General features: G+C 59.0%; 23 protein-coding genes. 13 read left to right on the top strand and 10 right to left on the bottom strand.

Features of this window, described 5'->3' with window-relative positions; genetic code table 11:
• Position 1 precedes the first annotated feature (1 nt).
• On the bottom strand, positions 2-994 hold the full coding sequence (gene denD / locus ICI42_RS11200) for a D-erythronate dehydrogenase (RefSeq protein WP_188164659.1): 993 nt from the start codon (positions 992-994) through the stop codon (positions 2-4).
• A gap of 1 nt (position 995) precedes the next feature.
• Positions 996-1787, bottom strand: coding sequence for a FadR/GntR family transcriptional regulator (locus ICI42_RS11205; RefSeq protein WP_188164660.1), 792 nt, complete (start codon positions 1785-1787; stop codon positions 996-998).
• A gap of 477 nt (positions 1788-2264) precedes the next feature.
• Between ICI42_RS11205 and ICI42_RS11210 the strand changes: the two genes are divergently transcribed.
• The 6 genes from ICI42_RS11210 to ICI42_RS11235 all read left to right on the top strand — a co-directional run bounded on the left by ICI42_RS11210 (position 2265) and on the right by ICI42_RS11235 (position 12232).
• A complete protein-coding gene (locus tag ICI42_RS11210) occupies positions 2265-3776 on the top strand; it encodes a sugar ABC transporter ATP-binding protein (RefSeq protein WP_188164661.1) in 1512 nt (503 codons plus the stop codon).
• Between the two features lie 92 nt (positions 3777-3868).
• The gene (locus tag ICI42_RS11215) at positions 3869-4915 is read left to right on the top strand and encodes an ABC transporter permease (protein WP_188164662.1); all 1047 of its coding nucleotides are present in this window, start codon (positions 3869-3871) and stop codon (positions 4913-4915) included.
• 205 nt (positions 4916-5120) lie between these two features.
• A complete protein-coding gene (locus ICI42_RS11220) occupies positions 5121-6113 on the top strand; it encodes a sugar ABC transporter substrate-binding protein (protein WP_188164663.1) in 993 nt (330 codons plus the stop codon).
• An 89-nt stretch (positions 6114-6202) separates the two neighbouring features.
• A complete protein-coding gene (locus ICI42_RS11225; protein ID WP_230980283.1) occupies positions 6203-7450 on the top strand; it encodes an LVIVD repeat-containing protein in 1248 nt (415 codons plus the stop codon).
• Positions 7451-7474: 24 nt separating this feature from the next.
• Positions 7475-8872, top strand: a complete 1398-nt coding sequence (locus ICI42_RS11230) for an FAD-dependent oxidoreductase (RefSeq protein ID WP_230980284.1) — start codon at positions 7475-7477, stop codon at positions 8870-8872.
• Between the two features lie 489 nt (positions 8873-9361).
• On the top strand, positions 9362-12232 hold the full coding sequence (locus ICI42_RS11235; protein WP_188164664.1) for a calcium-binding protein: 2871 nt from the start codon (positions 9362-9364) through the stop codon (positions 12230-12232).
• 176 nt (positions 12233-12408) lie between these two features.
• Here the strand turns inward: ICI42_RS11235 and ICI42_RS24255 are convergent, their stop codons facing one another.
• Positions 12409-12495 carry a hypothetical protein gene (locus ICI42_RS24255; protein ID WP_407945157.1) on the bottom strand — a complete coding sequence of 29 codons (87 nt, stop codon included), beginning with the start codon at positions 12493-12495 and terminating at the stop codon, positions 12409-12411.
• Here ICI42_RS24255 and ICI42_RS11245 point away from each other — a divergent pair.
• A complete protein-coding gene (locus tag ICI42_RS11245; protein ID WP_188165090.1) occupies positions 12494-12718 on the top strand; it encodes a hypothetical protein in 225 nt (74 codons plus the stop codon). The genes ICI42_RS24255 and ICI42_RS11245 overlap by 2 nt on opposite strands.
• Here the strand turns inward: ICI42_RS11245 and ICI42_RS11250 are convergent.
• Entirely contained in the window at positions 12715-13782 is a 1068-nt protein-coding gene (locus tag ICI42_RS11250; protein ID WP_188165053.1) for a LacI family DNA-binding transcriptional regulator, read from the bottom strand. The genes ICI42_RS11245 and ICI42_RS11250 overlap by 4 nt on opposite strands.
• Positions 13783-13984: 202 nt before the next feature.
• On the opposite strand from ICI42_RS11250, the gene ICI42_RS11255 reads away from it, so the two are divergent.
• The 5 genes from ICI42_RS11255 (at position 13985) to ICI42_RS11275 (ending at position 18296) form a co-directional block, all read left to right on the top strand.
• Positions 13985-15133 (top strand): NAD(P)/FAD-dependent oxidoreductase, encoded by a 1149-nt coding sequence (locus ICI42_RS11255; protein ID WP_407945158.1) that lies wholly within the window; start codon positions 13985-13987, stop codon positions 15131-15133.
• A gap of 27 nt (positions 15134-15160) precedes the next feature.
• A complete protein-coding gene (locus tag ICI42_RS11260; RefSeq protein WP_188164667.1) occupies positions 15161-15904 on the top strand; it encodes an amino acid ABC transporter ATP-binding protein in 744 nt (247 codons plus the stop codon).
• Between the two features lie 95 nt (positions 15905-15999).
• The gene (locus tag ICI42_RS11265; RefSeq protein WP_188164668.1) at positions 16000-16836 is read left to right on the top strand and encodes a transporter substrate-binding domain-containing protein; all 837 of its coding nucleotides are present in this window, start codon (positions 16000-16002) and stop codon (positions 16834-16836) included.
• A 74-nt stretch (positions 16837-16910) separates the two neighbouring features.
• Positions 16911-17570, top strand: a complete 660-nt coding sequence (locus ICI42_RS11270; RefSeq protein WP_210317151.1) for an amino acid ABC transporter permease — start codon at positions 16911-16913, stop codon at positions 17568-17570.
• Between the two features lie 3 nt (positions 17571-17573).
• Positions 17574-18296: an amino acid ABC transporter permease gene (locus ICI42_RS11275; protein WP_188164670.1), complete on the top strand. Its 723-nt coding sequence runs from the start codon at positions 17574-17576 to the stop codon at positions 18294-18296.
• A 488-nt stretch (positions 18297-18784) separates the two neighbouring features.
• Here ICI42_RS11275 and ICI42_RS11280 read toward each other — a convergent pair whose 3' ends face one another.
• From ICI42_RS11280 to ICI42_RS11305, 6 genes are all read right to left on the bottom strand, one after another.
• On the bottom strand, positions 18785-19567 hold the full coding sequence (locus ICI42_RS11280) for an ABC transporter permease (RefSeq protein WP_188164671.1): 783 nt from the start codon (positions 19565-19567) through the stop codon (positions 18785-18787).
• Between the two features lie 2 nt (positions 19568-19569).
• Positions 19570-20748 carry an ABC transporter permease gene (locus ICI42_RS11285; protein ID WP_188164672.1) on the bottom strand — a complete coding sequence of 393 codons (1179 nt, stop codon included), beginning with the start codon at positions 20746-20748 and terminating at the stop codon, positions 19570-19572.
• A complete protein-coding gene (locus ICI42_RS11290) occupies positions 20745-21812 on the bottom strand; it encodes an ABC transporter ATP-binding protein (RefSeq protein WP_188164673.1) in 1068 nt (355 codons plus the stop codon). Before ICI42_RS11290 ends, ICI42_RS11285 begins: the two co-directional genes overlap by 4 nt.
• 103 nt (positions 21813-21915) lie before the next feature.
• Complete coding sequence (locus ICI42_RS11295) at positions 21916-22968, bottom strand: ABC transporter substrate-binding protein (RefSeq protein WP_188164674.1); 1053 nt, start codon at positions 22966-22968, stop codon at positions 21916-21918.
• 200 nt (positions 22969-23168) lie between these two features.
• Positions 23169-23909 (bottom strand): SDR family NAD(P)-dependent oxidoreductase, encoded by a 741-nt coding sequence (locus tag ICI42_RS11300; protein WP_188164675.1) that lies wholly within the window; start codon positions 23907-23909, stop codon positions 23169-23171.
• A 69-nt stretch (positions 23910-23978) separates the two neighbouring features.
• Positions 23979-24659 (bottom strand): GntR family transcriptional regulator, encoded by a 681-nt coding sequence (locus tag ICI42_RS11305; RefSeq protein WP_188164676.1) that lies wholly within the window; start codon positions 24657-24659, stop codon positions 23979-23981.
• 157 nt (positions 24660-24816) lie between these two features.
• Here ICI42_RS11305 and ICI42_RS11310 point away from each other — a divergent pair, with 157 nt between their 5' ends.
• Positions 24817-25866 carry a phosphotransferase gene (locus ICI42_RS11310; protein WP_188164677.1) on the top strand — a complete coding sequence of 350 codons (1050 nt, stop codon included), beginning with the start codon at positions 24817-24819 and terminating at the stop codon, positions 25864-25866.
• Position 25867: the final 1 nt, after the last annotated feature.

The raw sequence follows: 25867 nt of genomic DNA on the forward strand, positions 1-25867 counted from the left end.
ATTACACTCGCTCTGGCACGGCGTTTTCGAGTTCATCTTCGATATGAACCCGGATGATATCGTCAAACGAGCTTTCGGCCTTGAACCCTAGCGCCTCGCCACGTTGAGCACTGAAACTGCGCGGCCAACCGTCGATGATTTCCGCGACTGCTGCATTGGGTTCGCGCCGGATCAATTTGACCGCCGCATCGCCTGCGACGCGCCGGAGCGCTGCAATCTGATCGCCGACCGTCGCCGACAAGCCCGGCATGGTGATGGAGCGTTGCTGACCAAGCGGTGATGTGTCGATTTCGGCGGCATGCAGCAAAAAGCTTATGGCTGCGCGCGGACTGGCAAACCAGTGGCGCACGCTTTCGCTAACCGGCAACACGGCCTCCTCGCCGATCAGCGGTTCGCGCAGAATGCTTGAGAAGAAGCTTGAAGCGGCCTTGTTGGGCTTGCCTGGACGAATGGAGATAGTCGGAAGGCGGATGCCGATCCCGTCGAGAAAGCCTTTTCGCGAGTAGTCGGCAAGCAACAACTCGCTGATAGCCTTCTGCGTGCCATAGCTGGTGAGCGGTGTGAGGCATTGAGTGTCGCCGATGACGTCGGGCAGCGGAGAGCCGAACACGGCAAGCGAGGAGGTGAAGACGAGGCGGGGTGTGTAGGGCTGTTCCAGCCCGGCTTTGCGGATAGCCTCAAACAGTGAAAGCGTACCGTCCAGATTGACGCGATACCCTTTCTCAAAGTTAGCCTCGGCTTCTCCCGAAACGATAGCTGCCAGATGGAAGATGAGGTCGGGTCTTGAACTGATCAGCCGTTCTGCGATGTCTGGCTGGGAAAGGTCGGCTTCCAACGTCTCGACCGCGCCGGGAAAATCCGGCGCGGGTGGCTGCATGATATCAGCAAGCACCATGCGTTCGACGGGCTTCCCGTTAATTTCGCCCTTTTCGATCAGCGCGCGCGTCAGTTTGCGGCCAATCATGCCGGCCGCACCGATGATGAGTATGTTCATGTCAGGCCGACTCCTTCTTGCCGCCGGCAATGAACGGTATGGGGTGCGCGCCCTTTGCCGGATCGGGCCGTTTGCTGTTGTCGACAGCCAGCGTTGTGTCGTGAATTCGCAGAATATGCTCGGAAAATGCCGCTGAAACCGCTTCCGGATTGCGCATCTTGAGCGCACGCACGATGAACCGGTGGTCTTCAAGGCTCTTCTCGATTGCCCCCGGTTGCGCCATGGCGATGCGGCGATGGTCGAGCAGATAAGTATAAAGATCGACCACGAAATCGGCGAGCAGCCGATTGGACGAGGCATAATAGATGGTCAGATGAAATTCGCGGTCGCAGATCAGGAAGCGCACCGGATCGTTGAAAGCCTGTTCCTGGGCGACGATGGAATCTTCGAGGCGTTTTATGTCGTCGTCGCTGAGATGCCGGGCAGCGTCCGCCACCACGGATGTTTCGACCAAAAGGCGGGCGGCGTGTACGGCGTCCAGGCTATATCCGTTGATCGAGGTTGGGTTCGTCACGCCGATTCGCTGGGTTCCGACATCGACATCCACCCGCGCCACTCGTGTGCGCGCGCCCTGCGACACCTGCACGACCCCTTCTCCGGCTAGGCGCTGGATCGCGCCGCGAACGGTCTCGCGACTGACCGTCAGCATGGTCGCCAGTTCCCGCTCGCTCGGCAGTTCGTCTCCGATCTGGAGGATGCCTGATGCGATCATGGAGATGATCTTGTCTCGGATCATTTCCTTGGCCGTTTGCTTGTGGAGGGTTTCGTTGAGAAGCGAAATCGGGCTTACCATGGGCTCACCAAAACTGGACTGCTACCTAGTCCAGTTAAACCATCATGAGCTGCATGTCACTCCCTGTGCGTAAAATTTCTCGCAACTGGTTGGACCGGAATTTGTCGTGTTGGAAGACGTGTATACCGCGCGCGTAATGGGTGGAAACTGGAGCGTAACAGCTGTTAATGTCCCGTCTTGCACTCAAGAACTATGAAAAATGTCATAGGCGTAGCCTTGGTTTGAGTCTTCGGAGTGCTCTGCTGCAGCGACTAAGAGCAGCCATCATCAGGCTCACAGGCCTTCTTAAAAAATCAACTGGTCCGCTGTATCTACCAGTTGACAAGTTCATTCGAGCCACATAGCGTTGTCCGTATTGGCGGCGATGGCCTCAGGCTGGCGCTTTGCTTCGGCCTTGAGGAACAGGTCGTCCGGGAGGATCGTATTCATGCTGCTGTATCGCGGCGCAGTTCGTCTGCGCATGATCAAGGCTGTGTCATGAGCGTCGCTGAAGTCATTTCAGTGGCTGAAGATCTGCGGCCCGTGCTGATTGCCAAGGGCATCACCAAGTCTTTTCCTGGCGTGCTGGCACTCGACAACGTCGATTTCGACGTTCGCGCTGGCGAAGTCACCGCTCTTCTTGGAGAGAATGGTGCGGGCAAGTCGACGCTGATCAAGATGATGGCGGGCTTTTACGCACCTGACCGCGGCGAGATCACGGTCGATGGCGTTGCGCTCAGTCCCGATCCGTCCTCGGCGCACCGTGTGGGTGTAGCGACGATCCATCAGGACGCCCACCTGGTGCCCGCCATGTCGGTGGCGGAAAACATCATGCTCGGCCGCTGGCCGACACGGTATGGCTGGCTCAACAAGCGACTTCAGAAGGAGCGGGCGGCTCGCGCATTGGCCCGCGTTGCACCGCATCTCAATCCATCGACTCCCGCTGGTCGCCTGTCTTCCGCGGATCAGCAACTTGTCGAGATCGCACGGGCAATTTCGGAGGATTCCAAAGTCTTGATCATGGACGAGCCGACGACATCCTTGTCGCCGCCTGAGATCGACCGGCTCTTCAATGTCGTTGAGGACCTCAAAAGCAAGGGCATGAGCATCGTCTTCGTGTCGCATTGGCTCGAAGAGGTATTTCGTATCGCCGACCGCGTTACGGTGTTGCGCGACGGTCGTCTTATCGGCACCCGCCCAATCTCGGAACTAGACCACGATAAGGTCATCCGCATGATGGTAGGACGCGAGGTGCGCGATACCATACTGACCAAGCGTCCTGTTGGTGATGTCGTCCTGAAAGTCAGCAAGCTGACGCGCGAAAACGTCTTGGAAAACATCTCCTTCGAGGTCCGCGCCGGTGAGATCGTCGGCATGGCCGGCCTTGTCGGTGCCGGACGCAGTGAACTCGCTGCCGCCATCTTCGGCATCGACCCCTATGACAGTGGCTCGGTCGAGATCGGCGGCATTGCCATTCCGCCGAATGACCCGAAGGCGGCTATCGAAGCCGGCGTCGGGCTCGTGCCGGAAGACCGGCGCCAGCAGGCGCTTGTTGGGCTGATGAGCGTGAAAAGCAACGTAACGCTGAGCTTGCTCGACCGGATTTCCAGATTCGGTTTCCTGTCGATGGCCAAGGAACAGGCGATTGCGGATCGTGAAATTCGCGCACTCGCGGTCAAGACGCCGTCCTCGAAAACCCGTGTGTCAACGCTTTCCGGCGGCAACCAGCAGAAGGTCGTGCTCGCTCGCTGGCTGGCGCGCAAGCCAAAGCTGCTCATCCTCGATGAGCCGACCAAGGGTATCGATGTTGGGGCGAAGTCGGAAATCAGCGAACTGATCCTGCGGTTGGCCGAGGGCGGCATGGCCATCTTGCTGATCAGTTCCGAGCTGCCTGAAATCCTGACCCTGACAGACCGCGTGCTCGTCATGCGATCCGGCCGCATATCCGCGTCACTGCCAAAGGAACGGGCGACAGCGGAGACGATCATGAGTTTTGCCACGACAGGCTGAAGCAACCCGAAGCAAGAACACAGTGCCCGTTCCAAACTCGAACGCGCGGCGCCGAAGTCGGAGAACGCAATATGGTTATGGAGAACGCACCAATGGCCGATCGAGTGCCGCAATCCAGTGGTCTTTCGGCCTTGCGTGGGCGCATTTCGTTCATCGACCTGATGCAGAGCCTGGGCCTGATGGTCATCATCCTGCTGGGCAGCCTGATCATGACGGCGATGAGTCCGGTCTTCGCTACCGTGCGCAATATTGAAAACGTCTTGCAATCGGCAACGATCATTGCCGTGGTCGCGATTGGGCAGACTTTCGTCATTCTTGTCGCCGGCATCGATCTCTCCGTTGCATCCGTGCTGGTGTTGTCCTCGGTGCTCGCGGTCGGCCTCGTGCAGTTCCAGGGCCTTTCACCGGAGATCGCCATCATTCTGGCGCTGTGCGCGGGTCTCGGGATTGGCCTCGTCAACGGACTGGCGGTAACAAAGCTGCGCATTCCGCCGCTGATCGCGACTTTGGCGACCATGACCATCGGCCGCGGTATGGCGTATATTTACTCCGGCGGCACCAACATTGCCCCGGTTCCGAGAATCTTCATCGATCTGCAAGCGAGCCGCTTTCTGGGCGTTCCGGGCGTCATCGTGCTGACGCTCGTACTTGCCGCCTTGGCACAGATCGTTCTCTCACGCACCCAGTTCGGCCGGTCGGTCTACGCCACCGGCGGCAATCCGCTCGCAGCGCGCCTCGCCGGTATCAAAACCGAGCGCGTCGTCATCGCCGCCTTCATGATATCGGGCCTGATGTCGGCAATCGCCGGCCTGCTGATCACTGCGCGCTTCGAAGCGGGCGCGGCGACCGCTGCGCAAGGACTTGAACTGGCAGTGATTGCGGCCGTTGTCATCGGCGGGGTCAGTCTGTTCGGCGGAGAGGGAAATATCGGCAGCATGCTGCTCGGCGTCCTTTTACTCGGCCTGGTCCAGAATGCGGTCAATCTTTTGAACGTCCCGCCAAATTGGGACTCGGTGGTCAGCGGACTGGTTATCGCCGCTGCAGCTGCCCTCGACGTCTACCGCCGCAGCTATCTTGAGGCAGGAATGCGCAAGAAGGTGATCGCGAAAGCTGCGAAATCCACACCGAAAACGTCCTGACGGCAACGGAGGCGTTCAGAGCTTGCGGTCGTAAAGTCGGACCGCATGAGACGACGGACAGGGTGAACCAAAGCAGTGCTTAGGCCGACCTGTCTGGAAGCGAAATTTTACGACGGCAATGACAGCAGCGCACACCGTCAGGGTTCTGCGAAGGGCTGACCGTTGCCGCACTTCGGAAGACGGTCCAACTGGGAGGAGAAAGACCATGGACAAGACAAGCCTGATGAAAACGACACGACGCACATTTCTGGGACTGGCCGCGGGTGCTGCGATGCTGGCCAGCGGAACATCGGCCTTCGCACAGGACAGCGTGCTGAAGGGCAAGAACCTCGCTTACATCGCCTTCGGCCTGCAGTACGAATATCAGGTGACGCTGGTCGATCACGTCAAGAAGCTTGCCGCGGAAAAGGGGATGAACATCTCCGTCTATGACGGCAAGGGTGACGCCAGCACGCAGACGACGCAGTTGCTAGACGTAGTCAGCAAGCAGCCCGACATCATCCTTTTGAACCCGGTGGATGCCACCTTGCTTCAGGGTGGCGTGCGCAAGGCCAATGAATCCGGCATTCCATTGTTCATGCTGGAGAACCTTCCGCCCGAAGGCGAGTGGATCGCCTACAACACCTTCGATGACGTTGCCGGCGGTGCGGCGGCAGCCGACGCTGTGGCCAAGGTCACCGGCGGCAAGGGCCTGGTGCTCGAGGTGCGCGGCGCGATTGGTTCCGGCCAGTCGGAGAAGCGCTACAAGGGCTTCCACGATCAGATGGACGCGAAGTATCCAGACATTAAGATCGAAACGCTGAAGGCCGAGTGGACCGCCGACAACGCCCAGACGCTCACGGTCGATGCGTTCACTCGCGATCCCAATGTTGCGGCGATCTGGGCACATAATGACGAAATGATCCGCGGTGTTGTCTCCGCCCTGCGGCAGATCGATCGCCTGAAGAAGCCGGGTGAAGAAGGTCATATCCCGGTCATCGGCTTCGACGGCACACCGCTCGGCCTGCAGCGGATCCGCGAGGGGACGCAGGATGCCGACGTCGGGCAGAATCCGTTCTCGATGGGCACGTCCATCGTTGGCGAGATGGAGAACCACTTCGCCGGCAAGCCGGTCCAGAAGGAGACGCTGATCCAGCCAGTGATGATCTGGAAGGAGAACGTCGACAGCAAAGACAACTGGGGCAACATGGTGAAGTAAAGCTTCGTCGCAAGACTGCGGGGCGTGGCCTGGACCGCCGCGCCCCGCGCGTTGACTGATATGCCGTAGGACTATTTGGAGCAGACGAGATGAACGACCTGATGACACCGGACCATGCCCGAAACATGCGGCTCATCGGCCACTCCGATCAGGGCGGCAAGGCCGACGGCATCCAGGTCATGGTGCATGAAGGGTTTGCCTATATTGGACATCTGTTCAGCCAGGGATTTTCCATCGTTGACGTGCGCGATCCGAAAAACCCGAAGCCGGCCGGTTATGTCGCGGCTCCACCAAATACATGGAATGTGCATCTCCAGGTCGCCGACGAACTGCTGCTGGTTATTCACGGTAAGGATGTCTTTGCCGATGCGGCCTTCGCCGATGAAGCCAACTATTACAAGGCCGCTGCGGGCGCAGCGCTTGGAACGGCGGCACCGAACACGGCGCGCAATTGGGACGCCGGCCTCGCCGTCTATGATCTATCGACGCCAGGCCAGCCGCGTCGCATTGGCTTCATGGCGGTCTCAGGCGGCATTCACCGCATCTGGTGGACGGGCGGCCAGTGGGCCTATGTCTCGGCGCTGCTGGATGGCTATACCGATTTCATCTTCATGACCGTCGATATGTCCGATCCGACCAATCCGCGCGAGGCAGGGCGCTACGCCTTGCCGGGCATGCATCAGGCAGCCGGCGAGACGCCGAGCTGGGCAGCCAATCGTAAGTTCGGCCTGCACCACGCTCTCGTCAGCGGTGACATCGCCTGGGGCGCTTGGCGGGATGCCGGCCTGGTCGTCATGGACGTCGCCGACCGCGCCAATCCAAAGCTGATCAAGCATGTCAACTGGTCGCCGCCGTTCCAAGGGGGCACGCACAATTGCCTGCCGCTCACCGACCGCGACCTGCTCGTCGTGCTGGACGAAGCTGTACTCGACGATTTCGAGGATGGGCTGAAGAACATCTGGATCTTCGACGTCAAGGATCCAGCCAATCCGATCCCGCTGTCGACCATGCCGCCACCTTCCGATGCCAGCTACGCCCGCAAGGGCGCGCACTATGGCCCGCACAACATCCACGAAAACCGCCCGGACACGTTCCAGAGTTCGTCGCTGATCTTCTCGACCTGGCAGAACGCCGGCGTTCGAATCTTCGACATCTCCGACGAGTGCCTGCCAAAGGAAGTCGGCGCCCTCGTCCCGCCGCCGCCGCGTTCGATGATGGACCAGCGGCCTGGCAAAAAACCGATCATCCAGTCCTGCGACATCTTCGTCGACAAGGCCGGACTCATCTATGTGACCGACTACAATGCCGGTCTCTACATCATGGAATACACCGGCTGAGCCTAATGGGCTCACGAACGGATAATGAAAGGACTGACCATGAACCTCTTCGGCTATTACGATGTGGTTGTCACCGGCGCGGGCTCTTCCGGCATCGTCGCCGCGATCCGCGCGGCGCGGGAGGGGGCGAGCGTGTTGCTGCTCGAAGGCACGGGCTTTCTCGGCGGCCTGATCACTGGCGGCCGGTTGACCAAGCCGACCGGGCTGATCAACTCGACGATCTTCCATGAGATGCTGGACCGCTGCGTCGGCTACAAGGGCGCGGACGGGCGGGTTCGCGAATCCTACTGGGGTAAATATACCGGTACGTTCGACGCCGAGGTGATGCAGCGTGTGATCATCGAAATGGTCGAGGAGGCGGGCGTGGAAGTGTTGCTGCGCGCAAATGTGACCCAGGCCGTGATGAAGGGCAATGCGGTGCATGGGCTGCTGATCCGCACCAAATCGGGCGAAAGCCTGGTGCTCGCCAAGGCCTTCGTCGACGCGTCGGGCGACGGCGACGTGGCCGCGCTCGCCGGTGCCGATTTCATGCTGGGTCGCGAGAGCGACGGGCTGACCCAGCCGATCACATCCTATTTCCGGGTTCTCAACGTCAACGTTCCGGCCTTGATCGCCGATTGCGAGGCCAACCGCGCCGACATGTGGGAAGTCGTCTATCCGAAGGAAGCCGGCGACCGCAACGAAGACTATGCCATGGCGGTCCTGCTGACCGGGTTTCAGCAGCGCATCAAGGACAAGGTGGCGGAAGGCTTCGACTGGATCATCCCGAAGGATCACATTACCATGAAGACCGGTTTGATCCCCGGCGAAATCAGCGTCAATGTAACCCGCTTCCAAGGCAACGGCCTCGACGACCGGGATCTCAGCCGGGCCGAAATCGAAATCCGCAAGCAGGCCTATTGTGCCTTCGATTTCCTGCAGCGTTACGTGAAAGGGTTTGAGGACGCGATTTTCCTTGAGGTCGCACCGAAACTCGGCGTTCGCGAAACACGCCGCATCACCGGTCATTACATCATCACTGAAGCAGATGTGCGCGGTAATCGCCGCTTCGACGATGCCATAGGGCTCTGCAATTCGCCAGTTGACGTGCATGAACCGGGTGGCAGCAGGGCGATCATGGATCATGTTGGCATTGGCTTTGGCATTCCATATCGCACGATGGTGCCGATGAAGATCGACAATCTCATCGTCGCGGGCCGCTGTATCTCCGCTGACGCGATTGCCTTCGGCTCGACGCGTAACGTTCCGGCCTGCACGATGACAGGCGAAGCGGCGGCCATTGCTGCCACCCTTTCTGCTACAAGGGGAGTGCCGACATCTTCAATAGGTGTATCAGAAATTCAGGACCGGCTTCGCGAACTTGGGGTTTGGCTGGGCACGCCCGGTGAAGACGTCCCTGACGTGTTGAAGCAGGCAAGCTGAAAGTAATTCGCTTAAGTCGTTGAATGCGATCACATCAAATAAGGTGATCGCAATGTTATGCAGAGATGTCAGGGCCAAATTTGAAGATGAAGTGCCGTCCAAAGCATCACGCATAAGACTGGAAACAGGACCACTGCGCCTGTGGCGATTGTACCTTCCGATCCACGTCGTCTGAAAATCTTCATGCTTTTCCTCCGGCGAAATCTCCTATGACGAAATAAAGAAAGTAGATCGGCATTTGTTCCCGCATGCCGAAGCGCGGGCTCTTCCGGCATCGCCGCGGCGGCCCGCGCTGCGGCAATATTGTTTTTTTGTAGATCCAGCATGTCAGGCGAAGCGCGTGGCACTTTCCGAATGTGCTGCCGCTACGAAACAATCGCACCAAAGCGAATGCTAGTCGACATCGTTGCGAAACACAAATGATCGAGAAGCGCATCCGAACGTCGATGCCGTACCGTCAACACGCCGGCAACAACAGGGATGAAGCGTATGATCAACGGAACGTCTGCAAGCGAGACACTGCAGGGCACAGCCGGCAAGGACGAGATTAATTTTAGTCAGGGCGGCAGCGATATCGTCAAGGGATTGGGTGACGACGACATTCTGTTCGGCGGCGGCAAGTTCGACGCGACCGACCGCGTCGACGGTGGCGACGGATACGACCTGCTCGACCTGACCGGCGACTATTCCGCCGGCCTGACTATGGAACTCAACACGTTGCGCAACGTCGAGGAAATCCGCTTCAACGCCGGGCACAGCTACGCGATCAAGACCCATGACGGCATGGTCAAGGCCGGCCAGGTGTTCAAAATCGACGGGCAAGCCATGTCGTCGGGTGAAACCCTTATGGTTGATGGCTCGGCCGAAACCACCGGCAGCTTCCTGATGTATGACAGCTACAAGAGCAACGATACTTTCAAGGGCGGAACGGGTAGCGATACGTTCTTTCTCACCGGTGGCAACGACAGCGTTTACGGGGGGAAGGGCGATGACGTCATCAATTTCGGCAACTCGTTGAACCAGAATGATTTCGTCGATGGCGGCGACGGCGGCGACGTCCTGTATCTGCGCGGCGACTACTCCAGCCAACTTGCGCTCAACAATACGTTCATCAAGAATATAGAGACCATCAGCGTCGACGACAATTTCACTTACAGCCTGGTGACAGAAGACTCCCTCGTCGCCTCCGGGAAGAATCTCTACATCACCGCTGAAGGCATCACCGGTGCCGGCAAGCTCATCTTCAACGGCTCGGCCGAAACGGATGGCACTTTCATCATCCTCGACAGCAGCGGAAACGACTTCGTGCAGGGTGGGCAGGGAGACGACCGCTTTGAGACATCTCACGGCGGCAGCGATTTTTTCGCCGGCCAGGACGGCGACGATACCTTCTATATGGGTGCTTCGCTGGACGGTGGCGACATTGTCTCAGGCGGCGCCGGTAATGACCTGCTTAGCCTGAAAGGCGATTATTCCGCCGGCTTGACGATGAACGCTGCGACTTTCAACAGCATGGAATATCTCTCCTTTGAGGGGGCCTTCGACTACAAGATCAAGCTGCATGATGGCAACGTCGCAGCCGGCGAGACACTGATAATCCAAGGTGGAGGGGTTGCGGCCGGCCACAAGCTGGAAGTCGACGGCTCGGCGGAAACCGACGGAAACCTGTGGTTCTTGGATGGTAAAAGCAACGATACCTTCAAGGGCGGCGCCAAGGTCGACTATTTTACCGGAACTCAGGGCGGCACCGACAAATTCTATGGCGGCGCAGATGACGATGTCGCTGAGTTCGGCGACAAATTTTCTTCCAATGACTTTTTCGATGGCGGTTCTGGGTTCGACGCTGTCCACCTTTATGGAGATTATGGCAGCCTGACGCTGGGCAGTTCGCGCTTGCTAAATGTCGAGAGCATCAATTTCGCAGGCGACTTCAGCTACGACATCACCAGCCAGGACTCACTTGTGGCGTCGGGTAAGTCAGCGTCTGTCAGCGCTTATTGGATAGAGCCGGGCCGAAGCTTTAAGTTTGACGGCTCGGCAGAGACCAACGGCTCTTTCGAGCTTACGGGAAGCCGAGGCAACGACACGCTCATCGGCGGCGCCAAATCGGACGATTTCTTTCTCGTCAGGGAAGGCAATGATGTCATGAAAGGCAATGGCGGCTCCGACATCTTCTATGTCGACGCGAATTTCACAGGCGCTGACCGAATCGACGGTGGTGCTGACATCGATGCGCTTCGCTTTATCAGCAGCGACGTACAGCAAGTCGTCATGGCGAGTGACACCTTGAAGAACATCGAGGTGATCGATTTCTATTCCGGCTATGACTACAACTTGAAACTCGCGGACGGCAACCTGGCCGCCGGCAAGGTTATGACGGTCAACGGATGGGGTCTTACATCAGGCGATATACTGATGTTGGACGCTTCGGCGGAAACCAATGGACACTATAATGTCACGGGCGGAGCCGGCGATGACACAATCAGGACTGGCGCTGGCGATGACACGATCGATGGCGGCCTAGGTGCCGATATCATGTCCGGCGGCAAGGGTAACGACCTCTATTTCGTACACAATGCCGGAGACAAGGTGATTGAAGTGGACGGCCAGGGGATCGATACGGTCCAGAGCTCGGTGAGCTTCTCCTTGGCCGGCCAATATATCGAAAACCTCACTCTTATAACCGCGGGCAATTTCAACGGCACCGGCAACAAGCTGGACAACATCATCACCGGCAACGACGACAACAACAGGCTCGACGGTGGTGGAGGTGCTGACACCCTCAAAGGTGGCGGCGGCAACGACACTTACATCGTTGACAACGTCGGAGACGTCGCGGTCGAGATCAATGGAGGCGGCTATGACAATGTCGAGGCGTCGGTCAGCTACTCGCTGAAAGGCCAATATGTCGAAAACCTCAAGCTGGTCGGTAACGCCAACATCGACGCCACCGGCAACAAGCAGTTTAACACCATCGTCGGCAATGCGGGTAACAACGTCATCAACGGCATGGACGGAAGCGACTTCCTGACCGGCGGCGGCGGCGCGGATCGCTTCGTCTTCAACACCGCCCTGGGTGCCAACAATGTGGACATCATTACCGACTTCGATGCCTCCACCGATAGCATACGGCTCGACAACGCCGTTTTCCTCGGCCTTGCAGACGGCACTTTCGACGCGACTGTCTTCAAGGACCTTGCCACTGGAAATGTCGATGGGTCGGACCGCATTCTTTATAACTCCGATACCGGCGAATTGTTCTTCGACCGGGACGGATCGGGTTCGACCTACGACGCGGTCCTGTTCGCCACGCTCTCCAATCATGAGACGATCAGCTACAACGATTTCCTCGTGATCTGAGGTTTTGTTTGCGGACCCTGCCGAACTCCGGCGGGGTCCGTTTGCTGCAGCGCCTTATGCTCTGCTCGAATCGACCCGCTGGATGCGGCATTTGACAGAGCCGCTTAGAATCCTTCCAGCATGTATCCAAAGCCGCGCACGTTACGCAGCAGCTTCTCGTCGAACGGCGTATCAAGCTATTTGGGGAGATAGGCGATATAGATCTCGACAATGTTGGTGTTCGGGTCGAAATTCTTGTCCCAAACCTCAGACAGCAACTCCATGCGGCTGATCGCGTGCCTGGGCGTTCCGCGAAGCACTGAGAAATGCGAATTCGGTCGGCGTCAGGTCGAGGTTCTGGCTGTTCCGCTGGGCTGTCTTGCGCTTGAGATCAGCGTCAACGCACCAAATATCTCTTCTTTTCAGAGTCTTGATGAAGAACCTGACCCTGGAACGTTTCATGACTGGATTGAAACAGAACAGTTCAACCAATCAGGAAAGCTCTAGAGCTTGGGCGGCGCCGCTACGGATTGGCGCGTGATGAGCTTTGTCGCAAGCACGCGGCGGCTTGCAACGTCACCGGTTCCAGTGATGCGCCGAATCAGGATCTGTGCACTCTCGAAACCGAGATCGTAGGCAGGTTGTGCGATCACGGTAATCGGTGGGCTGGTTACACTCGTCCAGTCGGCGTCGTGAAACGCGATGAGCGACAGGTCCCCGGGAATCGACATCCCGAGCCGGCGCAGCGTCTTGAACACCTCGAGAGCCACGACATTGTCGGACGCCAGGATAGCGGTTGGTCGTTGAGTTTGTTGAAGCAAATCCGCGATGATCTTGTCGCCCATTCCCCCGCGACCGGCGCCGAGTCGGATATAGCGCTCGGGCTGCTCGATACCAGCCGCGCGTCCTGCCGCCATCACCCCCTCAATTCGCTCCATCACGGTGCTCAGACTGATCTGGTGCGGCCCGCGATAGATGGGATCTTCCGATTCCGTGGCTGTTATGTAGGAGATCCGGCGATGCCCGGCGTCGATCAGGGTCTTCGTCGCCGCTTCCGCCGCATGCCGGTCGTCGGTCACGACCGCATCAACATCAAGACCGGGGACGGTCCGGTCCAGAAGCACCAAAGGTCGCCCTGAGCGCTGGATGTCGTGAAGGTGCTGGGTCTCGAATACTGAAGCCGGTGTGACAATCAAACCGTCGACCCGCTTGCCCAAGAGGACGCGCACGGCGGTCTTTTCTTTGGCGGCGTTCTCCCCGGAATTGGCCAGGATGACATCGAACCCCGCAGCCCGAGCCGCATCGCTGATCCCCCTAACGGCCTGTCCGAAATATTGATTTTCGATATCTCCGACGACCACCCCGATGGTTTTCGATCTCCCAGTCGTCATGCTGCGCGCAAGTTCATTGGCCTGATAACCAAGCTTTTTCGCAGCGTCGCGAACCTTCTCTTTTGCGTCGGGGCTGGCTGTGCCGTAGCTGCCGAGAACGCGCGCTGCGGTTGCCTTGGAAACGCCGGCGCTCTGCGCGACGTCGGAAATCGTCACAAGCCGCTTTGAAGCTTTCTTCATCATGGCTTCATCCCATAGGTGGAGAGAAAATTGCCGTCAAGAAAATCACGCATTGACATATGAGACCGGTCTCAAATACGTTTGATACCGGTCTCATTGCAAGATAAATCGCCTGCCTTGCGTCATTCATCATTCTGGAAGGTGCCATGGCTATGCGAAAAAGACTTAAGCGAACACCGGCTCTGGATGGAGGAAGATGCAGTTGACACCCTCATACGCTCACCAACGCGTCACCGTTATCGGTGGCGGCATTTTCGGTGTTTCCTCGGCTGTGCATCTGGCGCGTCTGGGTGCGCACGTTACCCTTGTCACGGAAGGCGCGTTCGCCAGCGAAGCGTCTGGCCGGTCTTTGGCCTGGCTCAACTCTGCACGGTTTCGTTCGGAAGAATATCATCGCCTTCGCGTGATCGGCATCGACCGGTGGCGGACACTCGCCAGCCGCAATGAAGGCGCGGCATGGCTTCGTTTCGAAGGCGGCCTGACATGGGACGCTGACGATGCTTCGAATCGCATTGCCGAAGCCTTTGCTCATGAGCAGGCGATCGGTTACGACTCCATGCTTCTTGCTGCCGGCGACGTGGCCAAGGTTACGCCAGGCATCAACGCGGCCGCGATTTCGCGTCAGGGCGCAATCTTCAATCCCGGTGAGGGCTGGGTGGATCTTCCGACGCTGATCGACATTCTGGTGCGGGAATTGACATCGCTGGGCGGTCAGGTCCTCACCCAGACCGGCAAGGCATCCGTCGATATCAAAGGTGGCCGCGCAACGGGCGTCTCCTGCGCCAACGGAACGCGTGTTGAGGCGGATGCGGTTCTGGTTGCCACCGGCGCAGCCGTGCCGGCCATGGCACAACAAGCCGGCCATGTCATCGCCGATGGAACGCCCGTCGCGCTGCTCGTCAAATCGAAGCCGTTCAAATCGGCGCTGCGAGCGGTTCTCAATACACCCAATGTAGCCCTGCGCCCGACGCCGGATGGTGCGATCGTCTGCGACTCAGCTTGGTCGGAGGAGGAGCTCAACCGCGGTTCGAATGGCTCTTACGACGTCAGGCCGGCAACGGTTGAACGTCTACTTTCGGAGGCGTCGAACGTACTCGAAGGCAATCCGAAGCTGGAACTGGAAAGCTATCATTGCGGGCCAAAACCGGTGCCTGGCGATGGCGAGTCGGTCATCGGCCCTCTCGACGGCATCCCGGGGTACTTCGTCGCCTTCAGCCACAGCGGTGCGACTTTGGGTTTGATCACCGGTGAACTCATTGCCCACGAGATCGTCACGGGTGAGGCGAGCCCTCTGCTTGCCAAATTCCGCCCGGCTCGGTTTTCGCGGCATGTCGAAGCTCTGGCGTCCTAGGTAGAGGCCGATGGGAGGAGCTCAGGAATGACCGATACGGAAATTGCCGTTGAATTGTCCGGTGTCGACAAGTGGTTTTCGATCCTGCAGGTGCTGCACGATGTCAACCTGACCGTCAGGCGCGGAGAAAAAGTAGTCGTCTGCGGGCCTTCGGGGTCGGGCAAATCGACCATGATCCGGTGCATCAACTATCTGGAGAAGCATCAAAAGGGTCGTATCGTCGTCAACGGTACCGAATTGACGGATAACAGGAAGAGTATCGACCTTGTCCGGCAGAACGTCGGGATGGTATTCCAAAACTTCAATCTCTATCCGCATCTGACGGTGCTTGAAAACTGCACGCTTGCGCCCCGCTGGGTCAAGAAGGTCTCCCGGAAGGATGCGGAGGCGGTCGCACTTGCGTATCTCGAGCGGGTGCGAATTCCGGACAAGGCGCATTTTTATCCAAGCCAGCTGTCCGGCGGACAGCAGCAGCGCGCGGCCATTGCCCGCTCCCTCTGCATGAACCCAAAGATCATGCTGTTCGACGAGCCGACATCTGCCCTCGATCCGGAACTCGTCCGCGAGGTTCTCGACACGATGGCGCAACTGGCGACGGACGGCATGACGATGGTGTGCGTGACGCATGAAATGGGTTTTGCCCGCCAGGTCGCCGACAGGGTTGTTTTCATGGATGCCGGACGGATCGTTGAAACGGCGCCCCCGGAAGAGTTCTTCAGCAATCCCCAGGAGGGGCGGACACGGGCTTTTCTCAACCAGATTCTGCATTAGCGGGATTGAGCCTCCGCAGGCAGAGAGTTTGCGGCAAAAAGCAGAAGAACGGGCAACGTTCGGCGCACAAATAGTGAAACAAGGGAACGACAGCCATGTATAAATCCATAAGCATGCTCCGCCTGACGGTGGCAGCTTTTGCCGCTTTCACGCTCCAGGCCCTGCCTGCCTCGGCCCAGGCGCTGCCTCAGGCTATCAAGGACGCAGGCGTCATTCGGATCGGTGTGAAATGCGATTCTCCGCCATTTGGCGCATCCGGCACCGACGGCAAGCCGGCCGGCATCGAAATCGAACTGGCAAAGCAGATCGGCATTGCCGCTTTTGGCGCTGCCGAGAAGGCCGAACTGAGCTGCGTGGCGACAGATGCCCGTATTCCGTCGCTTACAGGTGGAAAGATCGACCTCATCGTCGCAACGCTCGGCAAGACGCCGACACGCGAAGAGGTAATCGACTATTCCGATATCTACTACTGGGGCAGCAGCCGCGTGATTGTGCCAAAGGACAGCACGGTTCAGAAGCTGGCCGACTTGGATGGCAAGTCGATGCTTATCATCAAGGGCGGGTCGCAGTTGAAGTGGCTGAAGGAGCGAATTCCTAGCTTGGAGTTCATTCAGCTCAACACCAACGCTGACAATCTGCAGGCCCTGCAGCAGGGACGCGCTGACGGATATGTCGGCGATGCGATCACGATTGCGACGCTCGCCGCCAATTATCCTGAATTCCGCACGCTGGAAGAGCCGGTCGATCTTGGCTTCAATGGCGTTGGCATCCGCAAGGGCGAGGACGAACTGAAGTCCTTCGTCAACGGCGTCCTCAAAAAGCTGAAAGACGAGAAGTTCTACTCGAAGACCGTGCCGACCTTCGTCAAAGATCCCATCGTCGCGGCGGAAATGGTGAAGTCCTTCGAAACGGACCCGCCAGCCGCGCAATAAAGCGATAATCCGTCCTGGCGGCATTGTCCGCCAGGGCCCGATTCTCTTTACTACGACCGAGCAGGATGCCGGCCATGAATTTCACCTACATTCTTGAGGCCCTGCCAGACCTTTTGTCCGGCCTCAAAATGACGTTGATCGTCAGCTTTCTTGCGATTTTGTTGTCCTGCTTGATAGGAGTTTTGGGCGCGATTCTCCGCACGAGTGGCATCAAGCCGTTGCAATATGCCGTGACGGCCTATGTCGAGTTCATCCGTGGCACGCCCTATCTCGTCCAGATATTCTTCATCTTCTACGGCCTTCCCAGCCTTGGGCTGCGCTTCAGCATCTTCTGGTCCGGTGTCATTGCGCTGACGGCCTGGGCAAGTGCCTTCCAGATCGAGAATTTCCGGGCAGGGCTCGCGGCTGTCGGCAGCGGAATGCACGATGCGTCCGCCTCGCTGGGCCTCAAACGCTGGCAGCATTCGGTGTTCGTCGTCCTGCCTCTTGCCGCTCGGGCCGCCCTGCCATCTTCGATGAACACGATCGTGGCGACCGTGAAAAATTCGGCCTATCTGCAGGCTATCGGACTTGTGGAGCTTACCTTTGTTGCCGTCGACCGGATTGCCTACGATTTTCGAGCGATCGAGATGTTTGCATCGATCTGCGTGATTTATCTGATCTGCGTCTTCAGCATCTCTGGCCTCGGCTACATGGTTGAAAGACGTCTCAGCCGACCATTCGGTGGGAGGTAGACGATGCTGCTTCTGGAATTCAGATCCTTCCTGCTGGAAGGCCTTTTGAACACTTTGTTTCTCTCGTCGGTCATGATTGCAGGCGGCACGCTTTTCGCCGTGATCTTCGCTGCCGGTCTTTCGGCCACATCGCCTTGGTTGCGCAGACCCGTCTACGGCCTCGTCGAATGCCTTCGCGACATTCCGTTGATGGTCACGGTGCTGATGGTCTATTTCGTGCTGCCGCATGCCGGCCTGTCGCTGAACCCGTTCTGGTCGAGTGCGCTGAGCGTGTCGGTCTGGGGCGGGGCAAACGGCGCGCATATCATTCGCGCAGGCTTGCTCGCCGTGCCGCTCGGCCAGCGGGAGGCTGCCATGTCATCCGGATTGCGCGGCTGGAAAGCGTTGTTGCTGGTCATCGTGCCGCAGGCGATGCCGATTATCCTGCCACCCTATGTGAGCCTCGTCACCAGTCTTCTGCAGGCAAGTTCTCTTGGAGCGGTACTGGGTGTCAACGAACTCTTGCGCTCGGCGCAAATCCTGATCGAGCAGACGACGATCGCCCGTGGCGGAAGTCCCGCCTACCTGGTTTATGGCTCCATCCTTGTTGTCTATTTTGCGCTGTGCTGGACCATCTCTGCCTTTGGCGCAAAGCTTGAACGCCATTTCGCAAAGCCATACCAGAGGGGAAAGGCAACTGTGCCACACTCCGAAACCGTGCCGGCGGTCTTGCAACCGTCGACCTAGAGCGTTTTAGATTGAAGCCGTTCTGTTTCGCCGATGGCGAAGCGATCCGCCAGGAAGACGGCGCAGTCCCGATGTGGTTCATCGGGCAAGCCGGCTGACACAGCGGGCGCCCGCCAGCGGGAAACCTCCCCGTTGATTTGCATAGCAAATCAACAAGTGTCTAAAGCGCCGGTGGTCCGGGTTAACTCGGGTCAAATCCTTCGGGGCTCGTCTCGTCCGTGCCACCAGCCCGACCATCGTCGATCCCCTTGACCTTGTCCCGAATTCCCACCGGCAGAACGATTCAATCTAAGCAGGAAACGCTCTAGACGACGCGTCTATTGCACCGGCTGAATCAAAGTCGGCTCTGATGCTTCATGCCTGAGTAGGCGCACACATATGATGCTAAAGCAGGTCGCGATCTTCAGTTTCGCCTGACACGCTTTAGCATTATGTTTTTATGCATAACTTTATCCCGAAGCCGATACCCACTTTTCGAGAGACATGCACTAGCGACGTCTTGCCCGCATGACATTCGACAGAATGACGATGAGGCCGATGACGACCGTCACCGTGATGAACAGAAACGCGGCAGCCGCGATTGCGGGGCTGATATTTTCCCTGATGCTGGAGAACATTTGACGGGCCAGCGTGCGTTGATTTGGGCCGGCGACGAAGAGCGTCAGCACCACCTCGTCGAGCGAGGTTGCGAAGGCTAGAACCGCACCGGAAAGGACGCCGGGCATGGCAAGCGGCAAGGTTACACGACGGAAGACGGTTATGGGTGACGCGCCTAGGCTTTCAGCCGCCAGTTCCACCCGCCTATCGATCCCCGCCAACGCGCCGCTGACGCTGACCACGACGAAAGGCACGGCGACGACAGTGTGGGCTATGATCACGCCGGCATAGCTGTTCGTCAGGCCGAAGCCTCCAAGCAGCACCTGCATGCCGACGCCGAGCACGACCGCCGGCACGACCATCGGCAGCAGGAACAGCGTGCGTATCGTGCCGCGAAAGAAGATGAGCCGGTTGCGCAAACCAAGAGAGGCCGCCGTGCCAAGCACGGTCGCGAGCAGTGTCGTGCCCGTACCGATGATGAAGCTGTTGACGATCGCCCGCCGCCAGGCGTCCGCCGTGAACAGTTCTTCGAACCAGCGCAGCGACCATGAGGGGATCGGGTAGGTGAGGATAACACTTGAGGTAAAGGCAAGCGGCAGGATGGCGATGAGCGGTGCTACCAGAAACAGAATCGTCAGTGACGCGAAGGCGAATTTGGTGAACTTCATCGGCATCGCTAATACCTCTCAGCTTCTTCGGCCGAGAGCCGCGCGTAGACACTGTACAGAAGCAATGTCGCTATGAGCAGCACAACTCCCAATGCACCAGCCATGCCCCAATTCGCCGAACCGATGGCGTAGAAGGCGATGATCGAGGAGATCATCTGGTCGCCGGGGCCGCCGATCAGCGCCGGTGTGATGTAATAGCCAATGGCTGAAATAAACACGAGCAGACTTCCGGAGGCGACACCGCGCAGGCTGAGCGGCAAGAGCACGCGCAGGAACGCGCGGATCGGATGCGCGCCGAGAGAGGCCGCTGCCGGCATCAGGTTCTTTGGGATAGTGATCAGCACCGAATAGATCGGCAGCACCATGAAGGGCAGGAGCACATGGGTCATGGCAATGATGACGCCGGTGCGGTTGAAGATCAGCGGCAACGGCCCGTCAATCAAGCCAAGCGTTTGCAGCGCATCGTTGATAAGCCCTTGTTCCTGCAACAAGATGAACCAGGCGGCGGTACGGACAAGAAGAGAAGTCCAGAGCGGCAGCAAGACGGCGCCCAGCATCACGTCGCGCTTCCATCCCGAGAGAGACGCGGCGATGATCGCGTAGGGATAACCGATACATGCGCAGGCGATGGTAACGAGGCCGGCAATCCAGAAGGTCCGGAGAAGGATGACGCCGTTGACGGATTGCTCTGCTGGAAGATGCTCGATATCGCCGGAGGCGTTACGGCCGAGATCGACGGCTGCGAGCAGGTTGCGGTCGGTCAGCGGCGAGAGCGCATCGGCGATCGCTAGCCAGAACTCCGGCCTTCCCCATCGATCGTCGATTGACACGAGATCGACCGGCGGATTTGCCGTGTCATCGAGCGCGCTCGTCGTCTTGGACATTAGCGTCCGGAAGCCCGAACGGGCGCTGTTCAGGCGGCGAACCATGTCGCCAAGCGCCTGGTCGTCATCGACCGCTTTCAGATCCTCCATCAGCGCGGCCTGCATGGCAGGGGTCGGCGGCGATGCCCGATCCCAATCGGGCAGGACTTCGGCGCTGCGCGGTAGAAGGCGCAGCACTGCGGTGTCGGATACCGATTGCGACATCATGCTGAACAGTGGCCAGACGAAGAAGCCGACGAGGAAGATCAGCAGCGGCGCCAGGAGAAGCAGCGAGCGGCCGGTTCGGGACGGTCCGGCACTCATGGCGCGATGACCCGGCAATCCCCGGACGAAAAGGCCGCGAACACTTTCGTGCCGGGCGAAAATTCCCGTGAGCGGCGGCCAAGTTTCGCAATCAGCGGATGGGACGGGTTGTGCAACTGCACTCGCAGGTGATCGCCCTGATAGACGGAGTCGGTGACCTCAGCCTCAAGGCAATTGAGCTGATCTCCGCGTATCTCCGTCAGATCGACTCGCTCGGGGCGGATAGAAACATAGACCGATTGGCCGGCTGAAACCGTGGCAGACACCGCCGAGACAATCTGCGCGCCGGAGGGGAGACGCACGGTCGCCTCCTGTCCCTGCAGCGATTCGACGACACCTTCGACCAGATTGGTCTCGCCGATGAATTCTGCGACGAAGCGCGTCGCGGGCTCGTCATAAACCTGTCGCGGCGTGCCGATCTGCTCGATCTTGCCCTTGTTGAAGACGGCGACGCGGTCGGACATCGTCAGCGCTTCGGACTGGTCGTGTGTGACGAAGACAATGGTCAGGCCAAGGCGTCGATGCAGGTCGCGGATGTCGAGTTGCATCTGCTCGCGAAGTTGCTTGTCAAGCGCGCCGAGAGGCTCGTCCATCAGAACGACGCGGGGCTCGAAGACCAAGGCGCGGGAGAGTGCTACGCGCTGCTGCTGGCCTCCCGAGAGTTGCGAGGGGCGGCGCTCGGCATACGCCGACAATTGCACCATATCCAAAGCCTTGGCGACACGCTCTGCAATCTCGGTCTTGCCCATGCCGCGCATCTGGAGCGGAAAAGCGACGTTTTCGCCGACCGACATATGCGGAAACAACGCATAGCTCTGGAAGACGATGCCCATATCGCGCTTGTATGTAGGCACGTCGTTGATAGCTGTGCCGTCCAGCAGAATCGTGCCGGAAGTGGTTCGCTCGAAGCCGGCGAGCATCATGAGCAGCGTCGTCTTGCCCGACCCGGAGGGGCCGAGCAAACTGACGAACTCTCCCTTAGCTATGCCGAGATCGAGATTTTCGACCACGCAAAGCGGGCCATAAAATTTATTTATGCGGTCAAATCGAATGAAATCGGTCACCGAAGGCTCCATCGCTTGAGGCTAAGGATGCGCCGCAGACCCACGAAGCGCACCAAGGCCAGACAGGAAGGGCGCCTTTCGGGCGCCCTTCACAACGGAGGTCTTACTGAGCAAGCCAGGCGTTGAAGCGCTGCGTCAGCGTTTCGGCATTGTCGATCCAGAAATCGACGTCGAGCGAAATCGAGTCGGTCATGTTCGCAGGATCAGTCGGAAGGTCCTTGGCGAGGTCGGCCGCAACCTTTGCGGCGGCTTCCTTGTTCGGCAGGCCGTAGGCCACGAATTCCGGCAGCTTGGCCTGGTTCTCGGGCAGGCTCGCGAAGGCGATGAAGTCCTGTGCGGCATCCTTGTTTTCCGCGTCCTTCAGCACGACCCAACTGTCGACGGCATAGATGCTGCCGGGGAAGACGACCTTGAAGTTCTTGCCTTCAGTCCGACTGATGCCGGTGATGCGGCCGTTATAGGCGGACGCCATCGCTACTTCGCCGGAAGCGAGGAACTGCAGTGGCTGGGCGCCTGATTCCCACCAGACGATGTTCGGCTTCAGTTCGTCGAGCTTCTTGAAGGCGCGCTCCACGCCCTCGTCGGTGGAGAGAACGTCATAGAGCTCATCCTTTGAAACGCCGTCGGCGAGTAGCGCAAATTCGAGCGTGTATTTCGGGCCTTTGCGCAGTGAGCGCTTGCCGGGGAACTTCTGGACGTCCCAGAAATCCGCCCATGAAGCCGGACCTTCCTTCAGCTTGTCGCCGTCATAAGCGATTGCCGTCGACCAGACGATGGCGCCGACGCCGCAGTCGTTGACGGCGCTGTCGAGGAATTTGTCCTTGCCGCCCATCTTGTCCCAGTCGATCTTTTCGTAGAGGCCGTCGGCGCAGCCAAGCGCCAGTTCTTCAGCTTCCACCTGCACGGCATCCCAGTTCGGCGCGCCGGCCTTGACCTTGGACTGGATAACGCCGATGCCGCCATCCCAGGCTTCATCGAGCACGGGCTTGCCGGTCTTCTCGGAGAAAGGCTTGAAGTAAATGTTGCGTTGCGCATCCTGATAGTTCCCGCCCCAGGAAACGACGGTCAGGTCGCGCGCGAAAACCGGCGCGACGAGGCTTGCGGATAGCGCGATGGCGGCAACCGCCAGAATTCCGGATTTCATGACAGACTTCATTGCATTCCCCTTTTCTTCGTTGTGAAAGAACCGGATGGCCCGGCTCCGTTGACGATCTCATGCAAACCGCCGGATGCCACCTTCGCCTATTGACGTATCGGCTGTCTGCAGATTCCGATCGCGCCCTTCTCCCAAGGCGCTTGCGACCGGTGGATGGTTTTGAGGCATGGCCGGCCATCAGGGTTTCCCATGGGCCGGTATCAGACGTGCTGCCCTCCATTGATGTGAATTTCCGCGCCATTGATATAAGACGATGGCTCAGTGCAAAGAAAATAGATTGTTTCCGCGACTTCTCTCGGTTCGCCCAATCTCTGCATCGGAACCTCGGCTGCCACCAGCGCATCCGTTCCCGGCGATAGGATCGACGTCTCGATTTCACCTGGAGCAATGGCATTTGCCCTGACCCCGCGACGGCCGAACTCATGGGCCATTTCCCGCGTCAACGAGCCGAGAGCCGCCTTCGACGCTGCGTAGGCGACACCGGCAAAGGGGTGGACGCGTGTCCCGGCAATCGAGGTAACGTTGACGATCGATCCCTTCGCGGCCTCGAGCTCAGGCATGAGCGCGCGGGCAATCAATGCCGTCGAGACGACATTGACATTCAGTACCTGTGTCCAGGCAGCCGCGTCCGTGCTCATGACGCCAAGACGAGTGTTTTCCGGCCCTTTGGGTGAAATGCCGGCATTGTTGACCAGTGCATGCAGCCGGCCGTTCGGCAGACGCTCACGCACAGTTGCGGCAAGTCGGTCGATCTGTGTCAGATCGGCAAGGTCTGCCTGGATGTGGCTTTCGCGGGCGGATGGCCATGCACAGTCTTCGGAGAACGCCTGCCGTGATACAGTAAGAATGCGCCAACCTTTCGATTGGAACAGTTTGACCGTTGCATGCCCGATGCCGCGGCTTGCACCTGTCAACAACATATAGCGGCGTTCATCAGTCATAGGGTGCTCGTTTTGATGCTTGATACATCATAATCAGCGTTTTACGATTTGCAAGTCCCTCCTTGGCCCTTAGGCTCTCCGCGCCTGCGTGTCCGGACCACCCTCGATACGGTCGAGGATCGGTTTGCCGCCCAGCAGGATATCGTCGACAATCGCCATGGATGCGGCGGGAGAGTCGTGCCGCTTCAATGCCTCCACTACGGGATAGTGGTGGTCGATCATCGCCCGTCCGCCTGCTAGGTAGGCGTCGGAAATATGCGGCCCCATTTGCAGCCAGAGCCGGCGCAGGATGCCGGTGAGCACCGGAAGTCCGGCGATCTGCGGCAACCTGAAGTGGAAGGCTTGGTTAAGCTGCGTACCCTTCAGCCTGTCGCCGTCGGCAATGGCCTGTTCGTTCTCCCGCAATATCTGCTCCAATGCCTGGATATCGGCTGTTGTCGCCACTTGCGCGGCTGTTTCCGCAGCAAGGCCCTCGAGGCGGACGCGGATCGACCGAATCTCACGGTAGCGGTGCTGGTCGATATTGGGGATTCGAATATCGCGCGGCGAGCGGAAGATGATCGCTTCGTCATTGGCGAGGCGTAGAATCGCATCGCGGATTGGTGTGACGCTGGTGCCAAACTGTTCGGCGAGATCGCGGATCTTCAGCCTGTCGCCAGGCTGGAACCGCCCCTGCATCAGTGCATCGCACAGCGAATTGTAAACCACGCTGTTGAGGTTCTCATATTCCAGGGCAGGAAAGTCCGGCATGAAGTCATCCAAAAAAATGCATGATAAGATACTTGATGCATCTTTTCTAACATGGTTCAAGTGCGAGGCTTCCGCAACCCGGTGGCCTGACCGCCATCCACGGATTTGAGGACAGTGTTGGGCCGACTTTATGGGCCCAACGCAGAATGGAGCAAGCATGACGGAGCCAGTATCCGCAGCGAACAAACCGGACGCCATGTCGGCAACATGGAGCGAGACGACACTTGCGGATGCGAAGGCTGCCGTCGCTGATGCCTACGGGCTTGACGGCGCGGTCAAACGTCTTTCCAGCGAACGCGACGAGACGTTCCTGTTTACGCGCGCCGATGGCGTGGATTTCATCCTCAAGATCGCCAACGCAGCCGAAGACCCGGCAGCGCTTCAGTTTCAGGACGGCGCTCTGCTGCATCTGGAAGCCGTCGCGCCTGCTGTTCCCGTGCCGCGCTTGGTGCCAACCCTCTCTGCCGAGCCAAGCCATACCCTCTTCACGACCGACGGCCCGCGCATCATGCGCCTGCTCACCTTTCTTGGCGGCGAGTTGCAGTACCGCACGCCGGTCTCGGAAGCGCAGAGCCGCAATGTCGGGCGGGCGCTTGCCGGACTGGGGCTCGGTCTCGAGAAATACGATGGCCGCCCGCCCGAGGGAAAGCTGATGTGGGATATCTCCCACATGCTGGACCTTGCTGCTGTTACGGACGAAGTCGCCGCTGAACACCGCGCTCAGGTTGAGGCCGTTCTCGACGAATTCGAGCGGTCGCGTCCGGCGATTGCCGCGCTCGAACGTCGGCAGATCATCCACAACGATTTCAACCCGCACAACATCCTGCTCGATCCGGAAGAGCCGACCAGGGTCGTCGGCATCATCGATTTCGGCGATATGGTGCATGCGCCTGTTATCAACGATCTTGCCGTCGCGCTCTCCTATCATCTCGCCACGGAAAACTGGGGGGCACGGATCGGGGCGTTCCTGGAAGGCTTCCTGTCCGCCCGAGCACTGGAGCCGGCTGAGGTCGAACTCCTGCCGCTACTCACGCGGTCGCGGCTGGCGATGTCGATCATCATCGCCGAATGGCGCTCCGCACGGTTTCCGGAAAACCGTGACTACATCATGCGCAATCACGCCGCTGCCTGGCGCGGTCTGCAGAACATTGCCGATCTCACACCTGCCGGGCTGAAACGGCTCGTGCCCAACCTTATCGAGGCTTGAT

Source organism: Oryzicola mucosus (genome assembly GCF_014534685.1).
In the GTDB taxonomy this organism is placed as follows: Bacteria; Pseudomonadota; Alphaproteobacteria; order Rhizobiales; family Rhizobiaceae; genus Oryzicola; species Oryzicola mucosus.